The sequence below is a fragment of the Staphylococcus sp. HMSC072H03 genome (genome assembly GCF_001809305.1).
Lineage (GTDB): Bacteria > Bacillota > Bacilli > Staphylococcales > Staphylococcaceae > Staphylococcus > Staphylococcus hominis.
Window position 1 is genome coordinate 251020 of sequence record NZ_KV796881.1, and the last position, 13196, is coordinate 264215.

A 13196-nucleotide genomic window follows, 5' to 3' on the forward strand; every position below is an offset into this window, starting at 1 on the left:
TTAAATTAATTCTAAAAGTTTGTCAACATTTTCCTCAGTTGTGGCCCAACTTGTTGCGAATCTAACAACGCGATGTGTATCATCGTATTTTTCCCAAATTGCAAATTTCACTTTACTCTGAAGATCTTTAATCTTATCATCATTTAATACGAAAAACTGTTGATTAGTAGGAGAATCAAAATATACTTTATATCCTTTATTGATAAATCCTTGCTTCATTTTATTCGCCATATTAATAGCATGTCGACTAATATCAAAATACAAGTTATTAGTAAATAATTCTAAAAATTGAATACCAACTAAACGTCCCTTAGCTAGTAGGGCACCATGCTGTTTAATACGTGTAGTGAAGTGTTTAGGTTCATTATTGTTTGTAAATACAATCGCTTCACCACATAGTGCACCAATCTTTGTACCACCAATATAAAAAATATCACAGTAATTAGCAATATCTTCAATTGTGACATCTGTTTCATTACTCATCAAACCATAACCTAATCGGGCGCCATCCATAAATAATGGAATATGATGTTCCTTACAGACTTCTGATAAATTCCTAAGTTCTTCTTTACTATAAAGCGTTCCATATTCAGTAGGATGAGAAATATACACCATACCAGGAAATACCATATGTTCACGTTTGAAATCATTATAAAAAGTTTCAAGATAGGTATTTACTTCTTTAGGTGAAATCTTACCTTCATGAGATGGTACTGCTAATACTTTATGACCACTAAATTCTATAGCGCCCCCTTCATGTACTGCCACATGACCTGTATCTGCTGAAATAACCCCTTCATATGGCTCTAATACAGTATTAATAACAACTTGATTTGTTTGTGTACCACCAATTAAAAAGCGAACAGTGGCTTCAGGACATTGAATCGTTTTTCGAATTTGATCAGCGGCTTGTTTTGAAAATTGGTCATCCCCATAACCCGAAGCTTGAATATAATTTGTATCAATAAAACGTTGTAAAACTTTTGGATGTGCACCTTCTAGGTAGTCATTTTCAAAAGATATCATCGAATTCCTCCCTAACTTCCTTATGCTTATTCTAAACTGATTATTCTGAAAATTTGAATAGAATGTATTTAGTATACACTACCTTTTTAGTAATGTGAATTTAAGAGAATAAAAATAAATATGTAAACGCTTTTAAAAGACGTCCTATTATCATTGCAATTTAGTTGATAAACACATGTAAAAAGACTATGATTTAAACAAATATATGAAATGGAGTGTTATAAATGAGTAAAGTAAAATTTAAAAGAATTCAAGAACAAACAATTGAAGAATTGGAAAATGAAATTAATCAATATTTAGCAAGTGAAGAAGGTCGTCGCTATGAATTATTAAATGTTTCAATTGATAAAATTGAAGAACGCCAATTTCCTAACAATGAAGAAATATTAAGTGCCTTTTTAATATTAGCCGATAAATAAAAGTTGAATTTGAGAAGTAGGAGTTTAGAATTATGATAAGTCTTTTTGGCCCTAAAATTGGCACAATATTGAATATAATTTTAGTGCTTGGATTTTTAGGCAATTTAGTGTTGGCTTTTATTTTAATTTTTTTAGAGCGTAACAGACGTAGTGCATCTTCAACATGGGCCTGGATATTTGTATTATTTGTATTACCAGTGCTTGGATTTATTCTTTATCTATTTTTCGGTAGAACTGTTTCAAAAAGAAAAATGGAAAAAAATAATGGTAAAGAGCTAGATGTTTATAAAGATTTGATTGATGAACAAGCTCATAAAATTGATCATTACAACTATCATACAGAAAACAAGCAGCTACAAAATCATCAAGATATGGCAAGAATGCTATTAAAGAAACAAGATGCTTTTATTACTGAAGACAATAAAATTGATTTATTTATTGATGGTCATGAATTATATGACAAAGTACTCGAAGATATTTATAATGCGAAAGATTACATACATTTAGAGTACTTTGGATTTGAAATCGATGGTCTAGGAAAACGAATTATCGATGCCCTAGAAACAAAGTTAAAAGAAGGTTTAGAAGTTAAATTACTTTACGATGATGTGGGTTCAAAAAATTTAAAACGTCACAAATTTAAACATTTTGAATCATTAGGTGGAGAGGTAGAAGCATTTTTTGCATCTAAACTACCAATTATTAACTTTAGAATGAATAATCGTAACCATCGTAAGATTATTGTTATTGATGGTCAAATCGGGTATATTGGTGGATTTAATGTAGGTGACGATTATTTAGGTTTAGGTAAACTAGGATACTGGAGAGATACGCATTTAAGAGTACAAGGTGATGTTGTAAATGCACTTCAAATTAGGTTTATTCTTGATTGGAACTCTCAAGCACATCGTCCACAATTTGAATATGATGATAAGTATTTTCCTAAAAAGAAAGTACAGGATGGTCATTCAGCCATTCAAATTGGTTCAAGTGGACCTGCATATGAATTACACCAAATTGAGTTTGGATATACCAAAATGATTATGAGTGCGAAAAAATCTATTTATATTCAAACACCTTACTTTATACCAGATCGATCTTACATTAATGCATTGAAAATGGCAGCAAATACTGGTGTTGATGTTAACATAATGATTCCATGTAAACCGGATCATCCATTTGTCTACTGGTCTACATTTTCAAATGTTGCTGAATTGCTTGAATATGGAGTAAAAGTGTATACGTATCAAAATGGATTTATACATTCTAAAATGTTAATGATTGATGATGAAGTCAGTAGTGTAGGTTCATCTAATATGGACTACAGAAGTTTTGTATTGAACTTTGAAGTTAATGCATTCGTATATGATGAACAATTAGCTAAGAAGTTAAAAGAGGCGTATAAAGAAGATATAAAAAAATCTAAACAACTTACACTTGAGAAATATAAAAAACGACCATTATCAATTAAATTCAAAGAAGATATTGCCAAATTATTATCACCAATCTTGTAAAAATAATAAAACCGACAAAGCTTTGTGCTTTGTCGGTTTTATTAATATGACAAATGTCATTTGAAAATAGTGACATTTTTATCTGAAATTATAACTTGTTTGTTGATAAATTATTTATATTAACAAAAGGAAGTGATGAGTTATGATTCAAATTCGACATTTATCCAAAAAATATAATGGAAAAACAGTATTGAAAAATATATCACTAAATATAGAAAAGGGTATGAGTACTGCATTAATAGGAAAAAATGGAGCCGGAAAATCAACTTTAATTAATATTTTAATTAATCATTTGAAAGCAGAAACGGGAGAAATTATAGATATAGATCATTTATTAAATTTAAATCATATTGGTGTATTATTTCAAAAAACGTCTTTTCCTAGGTTAATAAAAGTAAAAGAATTATATAAATTATTTTGTCAACTATACAAGGATGCAATTTCGATAGATGAATTTAAAAAAATTACAAAATTGAATGATAGCCAATTGAATCTGTATGCAAATCACTTATCTGGTGGACAACAACGAATATTAGATTTTGGGTTATGTTTAATAGGAAAACCAAAGCTTCTCATTTTAGATGAACCTACTGCAGCTATGGATGTTGAAATGCGAGAACATTTCTGGACAATGATAGGGAAATTAAAAAAAGAAAATGTATCTATTTTTTATACTTCTCATTATATTGAAGAAGTAGAACGAATGGCAGATAAAGTTATATTTCTTGATCAAGGCATTATTAAGTTAAATGATTCACCTAGAAATATATTAACCAACCAACAATATTCAATAATTAAAGTACCAAATACAGTAGACAATAATTTACAGAATTTAACAAATTATTTTGATGTAAAAATTGAAGATACTATTTTAAAAATTAAAACATCTGATGTTAAGAAAGTAATATATTATTTGGAAAAATTAAATATAAATTTAAATGACATGACTATTGAAAAGCAAACATTGTTAGAAACAATTTTATTTGCTGATGTAAAAGAGGGAGGGACTAAAAATGAATAATATCGCTTTATTAAAAACAGAATTTAAAATTATTTTTCGAAAGAAACTAACAACATTCTTATCAATCATATTACCGGTAGGCTTTTATTTATTATTTACTTCTTTACTAGACTTACCAGAAGAGGCGAAACAGCAGTTCTATAAAGAATATATGTATAGTATGACAGTGTTTAGCTTGATGAGTTTTTGTTTAATGCAATTTCCTATAGAGATTATTGAAGAAAGAAACACAGGTTGGTTTAAACGATTAATGGTAACGCCTTTATCTAGTAAAACCTATTTTACTACTAAAATGATAAAAACAATATTGTTATTTTTATTGGCTATTATTTTGATTTTTACTGTTGCTCATCTATATAAACACGTAAATATGAGTATACAACAATGGTTGCTTTCAGGTGTTTCATTATGGATAGGTGCAAGTTTATTTTTAACATTAGGACTAATCATTGCTCAATTTAATGAAACACAAAAAGCAAGTAGTTTAGCCAATATAGTTAATATGGTATTAGCGATATTAGGAGGATTGTGGTTTCCAATTCAAACATTTCCGAGTTGGTTACAAAGAATTTCAAATATTACTCCAACATATCATTTGAAAAATTTTGCATTAGAATTAGCTAAAAATCAAGGTTTAAATATTACTTCATTATTTATTTTAATTGTATATAGTATACTATTTTTAATTATTACAGTGTGGATCAATCACAGAAAAGAAGTGAGTTAGATGAAAAAAAGAAAATGGAGCGTTAGATTAGGAGAGCTGTCTACGCTTATATATTTGTTATTTCCAATTATAAGTATCTTTAATGAAAAACGAGGTTCTCAAACTGTATATTTAATTGTTTTAGCTATTTTTATTGTGTCATATCTTATGCTAGTAATATATTATTATCGATTTAACAATAACGTAATATATAGCCTATTAGTGGTTCATTATGTAGGAATTATATATTTTGTTTATGCAATTAATCCAATGAATAGCTTATTCTTTTTCTTTAGCGCATTTGCATTACCTTTTATGTTTGAAGTAACAATTAAGTCAAAAGAATTTATCACATTTATAATTGCAATATTTTTATGTCTTATAATTACAAGTATTTATCAAATACAATATATAACTGTATTAGTTATCTTTTATTTAGTTATTTTAATTATTACTTTAGGGAATTTTAAAACTAAAAAAGATGGAGCATTAAAAAATGAAATAGAAGAGAAAAATAAGTATATTAATACATTAATTGCAGAACAAGAACGTCAACGTATAGGGCAAGATTTACATGATACACTAGGTCATGTATTTGTAAGTCTTAGTTTAAAATCAGAATTGGCATATAAGTTGATTGATAAAGATCAAGAAAAAGCTAAAAATGAAATATTGGCGATTAATCAGATATCTAAAGATACCTTAATTAAGGTAAGAAATATTATTGAAAATTTAAAATCTCAAAGTTTTGAAGAGGAAGTTCAATCCATAAAAAATGTTTTAAAAGATGCAAACATTCAATTTGAATTAAAAAATATAAGAAAGGTAAATGTTTTAACTCCAACAAAGCAATCGATACTATCAATGATTTTGAGAGAAGCAATCAATAATGTCATTAAACATGCAAAGGCTAGTAAGATTTATTGTGAAATGATACAAGAAGATAATAATCTATACCTAATTATTCAAGATAATGGAAAAGGTTGTAACACCACTGAAGACTTTAAATTAAAAAGTATAGAAAATAGAGTTCAACTTCTTAAAGGAAAATTAGAAATTAAATCTAAAAATGGTATGCATATACGTATTATGATACCAAGAGAGGATATTAAATGATTAGCATTATAATAGCTGAAGATCAATATATGTTGAGAAAAGCGATGGTTCAACTGATTGAATTTAACGAGCAAATGAAAGTAGTTAATGATTGTAATAATGGGGGTGACGCATTTGAGTTTATTGAAAAATATCATCCAGATATTGCAATTTTAGATATCGAAATGCCAGGGCTAACAGGTTTAGAAGTATTATCTAAAATAAGAGAATTTAAAATTGATACTAAAGTAATAATTGTAACTACATTTAAAAGACCAGGTTATTTTGAAAAAGCTGTGGCAAATGAAGTAGATGCTTATGTATTAAAAGAACGTTCCGTAGAAGATTTAATACAAACTATTAAACATGTCATGAATGGTGAAAAGGAATATAGTACTTCATTAATGACTACTTTATTCAAAGAATCTAATCCCTTAACACATAAAGAACAAGTGGTATTACGTGAAATTGGAGATAATTTAAGTAGTAAAGAAATTGCAGAAAAACTTTATCTTTCAGATGGGACAGTGAGAAATTATACGTCTAATATAATTGATAAATTAAATGCAGAGAATCGATTTAATGCTTGGAAGAAAGCAAAGGAAAAAGGCTGGATATAAAAAGTAAGAAAAATATTTAAGGAATGTATAAAAAAGACTGAATTGAATAATATTTAATGTTTTCAATTCAATCTTTTATTGAGAGTGACATTGTATGATACTCCCTTATTTACCTTTTCGTTTACGTATAATACTTTGAATAATATAAACAATAAATCCAACTAAAATGCCTAACAATACTGCTATAACAACCGAAACAATAATAGGCAGTTTATAAACGATTTGTAAAATAACGCCAACGATAATAGCAATTACGACAGCAATCATCGTGACTAAATTTTCATTACGTTCGCTCATGTATTTCACTCCTAACATGTATAATTATATCATGTTGAATATCAATTAATCATTTTTTGAAAATAAATTCAATATAGGTAGACTTTTTAGGTCGAAAGTATTGATTGATTATTAAATACATATTATATATTATATTTGAGTATTAAAAATATAATATAGGAGGCACCTATGAATTCAAAGAAAAATTTAACAATAATTGTTCTTGCTATCATTGTTATTGGCGTATTAGCATTTCAATTTTTAAATCATACAGGGCCATTTAAAGACGATAGTCAACATTCTTCATCTAATTCAACACAGATAGAACTTAAAGGAAAAGAAAAAGTCCACGTTAATCGGGTTGTAGATGGAGACACATTTGTGGCTAAGAAATCAAATGGTGAGCAAATTAAGGTACGTTTAATTGGTGTTGATACACCAGAAACGGTTAAACCTAACACACCAGTTCAACCTTATGGAAAAGAAGCTTCTAATTACAGCAAACAACATTTAAATAATAAAGATGTGTATTTAGAATATGATAAGGAAAAAGAAGACCGTTATGGTCGTACATTAGCCTATGTATGGTTAGATGAAAAAACAATGTATAACGAAGAATTAGTTAAAAAAGGATTAGCTCGTGAAAAATACTTCTCACCTAATGGTAAATATAGAAGTACATTTGAAAAAGATGAACAGCAAGCTAAAAAAGATAAAGTGAATCTTTGGAGTTAAAAAATGAGTATGGGAGAACATTCTTGACGAATGTTCTCCCATACTCATTTTTTAGTTATGAAAGTTTTCAACAATAGTATTAACTTGAGTTTCAGATAGAGGGTGTTTAGATAATTCAATAGCATTATTAATAACAGATTCTAAAGAAGATTTAGTGGATACTGTATCAATATATTTTTCTCTTTCTTCAGCACCTTCAATTATATTAACACTACCATCACTAAAATAAATGACACCAATACTTTGAACTTTATGATTAAAATATTTTTCAATGCCATCTTTTAAGATTTTTGCGTTAATAGCGGCTTGTTCATAAGGGTCATGTTGATAAAACTCATAGATAACTCGATTGTTTTGAATTTTTTCAATAAAAGTATATATTTCATTACGATTTGAATCAAATTGACTATGATATTGTTTACTAATATAATGCCCTACAATTTGTTCTACACTTTGATTATCACCCTCTAAGTGATCAGAAGTAGGTAAATCAAAATGATAAAATGTTTTTTGTTTCCAACTTTTAACGTCAATATTAATAAGACCTACGTCAGACACAACTATATAGTCAAATGTTCTTGCATACTCAAACAGTGGATGTTTAGTAGCTAAATTACTAGTCGTAATAATATTATAATATTTTAATTTTCCTAAAGCTTTAAAACGGTCTAAGATATCTTGTAATTCACGTTTAGCATTACGTTTGGAATGAGGACTAATCTCGTTATTAGAACTTAATATTTTATTTTTAAGTTCTAAATTTTCTTTACTGAGTAAAGAATTTTTAGAGACCATTTGATTTTTAGCGTAAACTTCAGTATCTATTCTATCTTGCATGTATCTTTGATTGAGTACAAATGCAAGTATAAGAATAACAATAATAATAATTAGAATAATCGTATGTGTCATATGCTCACCTCCTATTTAATATTTGTAAATTAGAAGATTAATGATTAAATTAATTTTCTATAGAAATCAATAATTAATTATAAACAAAATATATTTATTGTTCAATAAACAAAAAATGATAATTTAAGTTGAAAAAGAACATAATAACAGGATATAATTTATTCATTATTATAAATATAAAATTGTGTAAAATTATATCTCACACCCTAAAGAAGAATTAGAAGATTTACAAATTTTTCACAAATTAAAAATTGAAAACATTAAATTGTGTCTGTATAATTAACTTATGAAAGCGTTTCCTTTAAGGAGGACAGTTGTATGTCTCATCACCAAAATCATGTAGAAGAACTAGTTGGAATATTAAAAAATCAATGCCGTACAGCATTCAAATTTCACGGTGAAGTTGCTATTCAACTATTTTTAAATGAACTTTTTGAATTACCTTCGAAAGTCGATATTTGTGTAGAAAGAAAACGAATAGTAGAGGTTTTAAAAGTTATTCCTTCAAGTTATACATTTAAATATTATGATACGTCCAATCATAACATGGATAAAGATAATTTAGATATTCCATCTATTTCTCATATAAACGTTGTTAATAATGATAAAGTTATTTTAAGTATTTTTATTTATGATGTTATAAATGAGGAATGGATATTTAGACTAAACACTAATATCCGATTACCTAAAAATAGTATTTATTTTCATTCATTAACCTGGGATGTCGATTATATCAAACCTGAAATCGTATTAATGTATGATTTACTAGATTATCAACAAAACAATTCAGAAGCCAATTATAAGTCAGTTTTAGATGCTCTAAGCTATTATCAATTTGTGATTTTAAAAATGGTAGTGGGAGAGCATAAAATTAAAAAAGCACTTACACAAAAAGTTTAATATAAAAAATCTGAGACAAAATAGATGTCTCAGATTTTTTTATGTAATTGTTATTTAGGACATAAATTTTTTAAGCATACACCATGATAGCAATACTCATAAGTTGATAACACAGCTTTATCTGCATTTTCTCTTGAAATACCAAACATCATAGAAATTTCAGAAGCACCCTGATTAATCATTTTTAGGTTGATATTTGATTCTGCTAGAGCATGTGTGATTTTGTTAGCAGTTCCGACAGATTGAGTCATTCCTTCACCGACAATCATTAAGATGGCAAGGTCATGGTCAATGCTTAATTCATCAATATCACATTTTTTTCTAATCGCACTTAATACTTCATTCTCTTTATTTTTAATTTGATTAGAACGCATTATAATACTAATATTATCAATACCTGATGGCATATGATCGAAAGAGATATGATAGTTTTCTAATATTTCTAAAATTCTTCTTGTAAAACCTATTTGTCTATTCATTAAGTATTTCTTAATATTTATAACTGTGAAATCTTTATCGCAACTAATGCCAATAATTTGATTTTTATCTGTGACTTCACGATCATGGCGAATAAAGGTTCCTTTGTCCTCTGGATGATTTGTGTTTTTTATGACTACGGGTATTCTATGTTTATATAAAGGCTGTAATGCTTCATCGTGAAATACACTAAAGCCGGCATATGATAACTCACGCATTTCTCTATATGTAATTTCTTCAATAAGTTCAGGATTTTCAATTACATTTGGATTTGCCTTAAAAATACCAGAGACATCTGTAAAATTCTCATATAATGATGCTTTAATACCACGCGCTATGATTGCACCTGTGATATCCGAACCGCCTCTCGGAAATGTAACAACATAGTTATGTTTAGAAACACCAAAGAAACCTGGGATAATAATTTTTCCTTCAATTTCTCTTAATTTATAAATTTTATCATAAGCGTCTTCTAAAATTTGTGCTTGTTGTGGTAAGTCAGTTACTAAGATACCAGCATCTTTTGGTGAGAGATATGTTGTTTTAATGCCTTGTGAATCGTTGTATTTAGCGATAAGTTGAGCATTAAAATTCTCACCACATGATAACAATGCATCGTATAAACGATCATGCTTATCGTTTAATTGTTTAATGATTGTTTCAAGTGTTTCATCTATTGTTTCTAAGAGTGTAGACTCCATATGTAATTCTTCTAAAATATCTGCATAACGTTGAATAATCTCTCTTTTTTTATCTTGATAATCCAATTGATTGATTACTTTTTCATATAAACGAATAAGTAAGTCAGTCGTTTTAACATCATTCTTATGTCTTTTACCAGGTGCAGATACAATAATAATTTTTCTGTCTGGGTCATCATTGACAATATTTAGGACTTTTTTAATTTGTGTTGCATTTGAAACTGAACTTCCACCAAACTTAGCAACTTTCATAAAATTTACCAACCTTTCTAAAAAATCAGAAAATTCTATTTAATTTCCTGATACTACATGATAATATATATCTACATATTCACTTTTTCTTTTAAAAGTCCTATTCAATTAATTTGATTTAATAGTATAATAAATTTAAGTGTTTTTCAATAAAACAATTGTACTTCTCAATAATACAAATGGGAGGAAGATAAAAATTATGAAGGAATTAAACGTCGCGTTACTAGGGTTAGGAACAGTAGGCTCAGGTGTAGTAAAAATTATTGAAGAAAATCGACAACAAATTAAAGATACTCTAAATAAAGATATTGTTATTAAACATATTTTAGTAAGAGATACCACTAAAAAAAGACCTATTAATATTAGTCAATATCATTTAACAGAAGACATTAATGAAATTTTAAACGATGATGATATTGATATCGTTATAGAAGTAATGGGAGGAATTGAACCAACTGTTGATTGGTTAAGAGAATCTTTAAAAAGAAAAAAACATGTCATTACAGCAAACAAAGATCTACTTGCTGTGCATTTAGAATTACTAGAGAATCTAGCAGAACAACAAGGCGTAGCCTTAAAATTTGAAGCAAGTGTTGCAGGTGGTATTCCCATTGTTAACGCGATTAATAATGGGTTAAATGCTAATAATATCTCTAAATTTATGGGAATTTTAAATGGTACGTCAAATTTTATTCTTTCAAAAATGACGAGAGAACAAACTTCATTTGAAGATGCACTTGCTGAAGCACAAAGATTAGGATTTGCTGAAGCAGATCCTACTGATGATGTAGAAGGTATTGATGCAGCTAGAAAAGTAGTGATTACGTCTTATTTATCATTTAACCAAGTAATTAAGTTAAATGATGTGAAAGTAAAAGGTATCAGTAAAACAACATTATCTGATATTAATGTAGCTGACAAATTAGGTTATAAGATTAAATTGATTGGTAAAAGTACATATCATCATAGAGAAGTTAATGCATCCGTTGAACCAACCTTAATACATAAATCACATCAGCTTGCAGCAGTAGAAAATGAATACAATGCAATTTACGTTATTGGAGATGCTGTAGGGGATACAATGTTTTATGGTAAAGGAGCAGGTAGCTTAGCTACTGGTAGTGCAGTAGTGAGTGATTTATTAAATGTAGCACTCTTCTTTGAATCAAATTTACATACACTTCCACCTCATTTCGAATTAAAAACAAATAAAACTCGAGAATTAATGGATAATGGTGACGCAATTGCTATTGGAGAAAAATTAAATTACTATGTTGTCATTCATAGTGATGAATCAATTGATAAACTTAAAGATCAACTTAAATCAGATTTACCATTCCACAAATCACTTCAAATAGAACAACGTGATTCTAGTTCTTATGGAGTTGTGGTTATCGGATTAGACCAATCACCTGAATCACTACTTAGTAAAGCAAATTACAACATTGAAAAAATTTATCCAGTTGAAGGAGTTTAATAATTATGAAAAGATGGCAAGGTTTAGTAGAAGAATTTAAAGATTATTTACCGGTGAATGAAGATACACCTAAACTTACTTTAAATGAAGGACATACACCACTGATTCACTGTGCTAATATATCAGAAATGCTAGATATTGATTTATATGTTAAATATGAGGGTGCTAATCCAACTGGTTCTTTTAAAGATAGAGGAATGGTAATGGCTGTAACAAAAGCGAAAGAACAAGGTAAAAAAGTGGTGATTTGTGCTTCAACAGGAAACACTTCTGCCTCAGCAGCAGCTTATGCTGCACGTGCAGGTTTAAAAGCAATTGTAGTGATTCCCGAAGGAAAGATTGCTTTAGGTAAACTTTCGCAAGCGGTCATGTATGGTGCAGAAATTGTCTCAATTGAAGGTAACTTCGATGAAGCATTAGAAATCGTTAAAGAGATTGCACAAAATGATGATGATATTGAATTAGTAAATTCTGTTAATCCATTTAGAATAGAAGGACAAAAAACAGGTGCATTTGAAATTGTCGAACAATTAGAAGAAGCTCCAGATGTTCTAGCAATCCCAGTAGGAAACGCAGGAAACATTACTGCTTATTGGAAAGGCTTTAAAGAGTATCATGAGAAAAAAGGAAGTCAACTTCCTCAATTATTTGGTTTCCAAGCAGAAGGAGCCTCACCAATTGTTCAAAATAAAGTCATTAAAAATCCTGAAACAATCGCTACAGCAATCCGTATCGGTAATCCAGCAAGTTGGAAAAAAGCAACTGTTGCGTTAGAAGAATCAAATGGCCTCATTGATAGTGTGACTGATGATGAAATTTTAGAAGCATATCAATTAATGACATCTAAAGAAGGTGTATTTAGTGAACCAGCAAGTAATGCTTCAATTGCTGGTTTAATCAAATTACAACGTGCTGGAAAATTGCCGAAAGGTAAAAAAGTAGTAGCAATATTAACTGGTAATGGACTAAAAGATCCAGACACTGCTATCTCAATTTTAGATAATCCAATTCAACCGCTTCCAAACAATAAAGAAAGTATTATCAATTATATTAAAGGAACACTTTAAT

At 28.5% G+C, this 13196-nt stretch carries 14 protein-coding genes; 10 read left to right on the forward strand and 4 right to left on the reverse strand.

The window, feature by feature from the left end:
- The gene (locus tag HMPREF2578_RS04075; RefSeq protein WP_017174644.1) at positions 1-1026 is read right to left on the reverse strand and encodes a threonine aldolase family protein; all 1026 of its coding nucleotides are present in this window, start codon (positions 1024-1026) and stop codon (positions 1-3) included.
- 224 nt (positions 1027-1250) lie between these two features.
- Here HMPREF2578_RS04075 and HMPREF2578_RS04080 point away from each other — a divergent pair, with 224 nt between their 5' ends.
- The 6 genes from HMPREF2578_RS04080 to HMPREF2578_RS04105 all read left to right on the forward strand — a co-directional run bounded on the left by HMPREF2578_RS04080 (position 1251) and on the right by HMPREF2578_RS04105 (position 6401).
- On the forward strand, positions 1251-1445 hold the full coding sequence (locus HMPREF2578_RS04080) for a hypothetical protein (protein ID WP_017174645.1): 195 nt from the start codon (positions 1251-1253) through the stop codon (positions 1443-1445).
- 32 nt (positions 1446-1477) lie between these two features.
- Positions 1478-2959 carry a cardiolipin synthase gene (gene cls, locus HMPREF2578_RS04085; protein WP_017174646.1) on the forward strand — a complete coding sequence of 494 codons (1482 nt, stop codon included), beginning with the start codon at positions 1478-1480 and terminating at the stop codon, positions 2957-2959.
- 142 nt (positions 2960-3101) lie between these two features.
- Positions 3102-3980 carry an ABC transporter ATP-binding protein gene (locus HMPREF2578_RS04090; protein ID WP_017174647.1) on the forward strand — a complete coding sequence of 293 codons (879 nt, stop codon included), beginning with the start codon at positions 3102-3104 and terminating at the stop codon, positions 3978-3980.
- Entirely contained in the window at positions 3973-4707 is a 735-nt protein-coding gene (locus HMPREF2578_RS04095) for an ABC transporter permease (protein WP_017174648.1), read from the forward strand. The genes HMPREF2578_RS04090 and HMPREF2578_RS04095 overlap by 8 nt, the downstream gene beginning before the upstream one ends.
- A complete protein-coding gene (locus HMPREF2578_RS04100) occupies positions 4708-5802 on the forward strand; it encodes a sensor histidine kinase (protein WP_017174649.1) in 1095 nt (364 codons plus the stop codon). It begins immediately after the preceding gene.
- Positions 5799-6401 carry a response regulator transcription factor gene (locus HMPREF2578_RS04105; protein ID WP_017174650.1) on the forward strand — a complete coding sequence of 201 codons (603 nt, stop codon included), beginning with the start codon at positions 5799-5801 and terminating at the stop codon, positions 6399-6401. Before HMPREF2578_RS04100 ends, HMPREF2578_RS04105 begins: the two co-directional genes overlap by 4 nt.
- Before the next feature lie 105 nt (positions 6402-6506).
- On the opposite strand, the gene HMPREF2578_RS04110 is transcribed toward HMPREF2578_RS04105, so the two are convergent.
- Positions 6507-6698 (reverse strand): hypothetical protein, encoded by a 192-nt coding sequence (locus HMPREF2578_RS04110; RefSeq protein ID WP_017174651.1) that lies wholly within the window; start codon positions 6696-6698, stop codon positions 6507-6509.
- 168 nt (positions 6699-6866) lie between these two features.
- On the opposite strand from HMPREF2578_RS04110, the gene HMPREF2578_RS04115 reads away from it, so the two are divergent.
- Positions 6867-7412: a thermonuclease NucI gene (locus HMPREF2578_RS04115; protein ID WP_017174652.1), complete on the forward strand. Its 546-nt coding sequence runs from the start codon at positions 6867-6869 to the stop codon at positions 7410-7412.
- 51 nt (positions 7413-7463) lie between these two features.
- Here HMPREF2578_RS04115 and HMPREF2578_RS04120 read toward each other — a convergent pair whose 3' ends face one another.
- Positions 7464-8321 carry a hypothetical protein gene (locus HMPREF2578_RS04120; RefSeq protein ID WP_017174653.1) on the reverse strand — a complete coding sequence of 286 codons (858 nt, stop codon included), beginning with the start codon at positions 8319-8321 and terminating at the stop codon, positions 7464-7466.
- Between the two features lie 318 nt (positions 8322-8639).
- Here HMPREF2578_RS04120 and HMPREF2578_RS04125 point away from each other — a divergent pair, with 318 nt between their 5' ends.
- Positions 8640-9221: a hypothetical protein gene (locus HMPREF2578_RS04125; protein WP_017174654.1), complete on the forward strand. Its 582-nt coding sequence runs from the start codon at positions 8640-8642 to the stop codon at positions 9219-9221.
- Between the two features lie 50 nt (positions 9222-9271).
- Here the strand turns inward: HMPREF2578_RS04125 and HMPREF2578_RS04130 are convergent, their stop codons facing one another.
- Positions 9272-10651: an aspartate kinase gene (locus HMPREF2578_RS04130; RefSeq protein ID WP_019835493.1), complete on the reverse strand. Its 1380-nt coding sequence runs from the start codon at positions 10649-10651 to the stop codon at positions 9272-9274.
- Between the two features lie 199 nt (positions 10652-10850).
- On the opposite strand from HMPREF2578_RS04130, the gene HMPREF2578_RS04135 reads away from it, so the two are divergent.
- Positions 10851-12128, forward strand: a complete 1278-nt coding sequence (locus HMPREF2578_RS04135; RefSeq protein WP_017174656.1) for a homoserine dehydrogenase — start codon at positions 10851-10853, stop codon at positions 12126-12128.
- A gap of 5 nt (positions 12129-12133) precedes the next feature.
- On the forward strand, positions 12134-13195 hold the full coding sequence (gene thrC, locus HMPREF2578_RS04140; protein ID WP_017174657.1) for a threonine synthase: 1062 nt from the start codon (positions 12134-12136) through the stop codon (positions 13193-13195).
- Position 13196 lies beyond the last annotated feature (1 nt).

Coding starts and splice junctions, on each gene's coding strand:
- HMPREF2578_RS04100 (WP_017174649.1), top strand. CDS start 4,708: ATGAAAAAAAGAAAATGGAGCGTTAGATTAGGAGAGCTGTCTACGCTT.
- thrC (WP_017174657.1), top strand. CDS start 12,134: ATGAAAAGATGGCAAGGTTTAGTAGAAGAATTTAAAGATTATTTACCG.
- HMPREF2578_RS04095 (WP_017174648.1), top strand. CDS start 3,973: ATGAATAATATCGCTTTATTAAAAACAGAATTTAAAATTATTTTTCGA.
- HMPREF2578_RS04115 (WP_017174652.1), top strand. CDS start 6,867: ATGAATTCAAAGAAAAATTTAACAATAATTGTTCTTGCTATCATTGTT.
- HMPREF2578_RS04090 (WP_017174647.1), top strand. CDS start 3,102: ATGATTCAAATTCGACATTTATCCAAAAAATATAATGGAAAAACAGTA.
- cls (WP_017174646.1), top strand. CDS start 1,478: ATGATAAGTCTTTTTGGCCCTAAAATTGGCACAATATTGAATATAATT.
- HMPREF2578_RS04125 (WP_017174654.1), top strand. CDS start 8,640: ATGTCTCATCACCAAAATCATGTAGAAGAACTAGTTGGAATATTAAAA.
- HMPREF2578_RS04080 (WP_017174645.1), top strand. CDS start 1,251: ATGAGTAAAGTAAAATTTAAAAGAATTCAAGAACAAACAATTGAAGAA.
- HMPREF2578_RS04075 (WP_017174644.1), bottom strand. CDS start 1,026: ATGATATCTTTTGAAAATGACTACCTAGAAGGTGCACATCCAAAAGTT.
- HMPREF2578_RS04130 (WP_019835493.1), bottom strand. CDS start 10,651: ATGAAAGTTGCTAAGTTTGGTGGAAGTTCAGTTTCAAATGCAACACAA.
- HMPREF2578_RS04105 (WP_017174650.1), top strand. CDS start 5,799: ATGATTAGCATTATAATAGCTGAAGATCAATATATGTTGAGAAAAGCG.
- HMPREF2578_RS04110 (WP_017174651.1), bottom strand. CDS start 6,698: ATGAGCGAACGTAATGAAAATTTAGTCACGATGATTGCTGTCGTAATT.
- HMPREF2578_RS04120 (WP_017174653.1), bottom strand. CDS start 8,321: ATGACACATACGATTATTCTAATTATTATTATTGTTATTCTTATACTT.
- HMPREF2578_RS04135 (WP_017174656.1), top strand. CDS start 10,851: ATGAAGGAATTAAACGTCGCGTTACTAGGGTTAGGAACAGTAGGCTCA.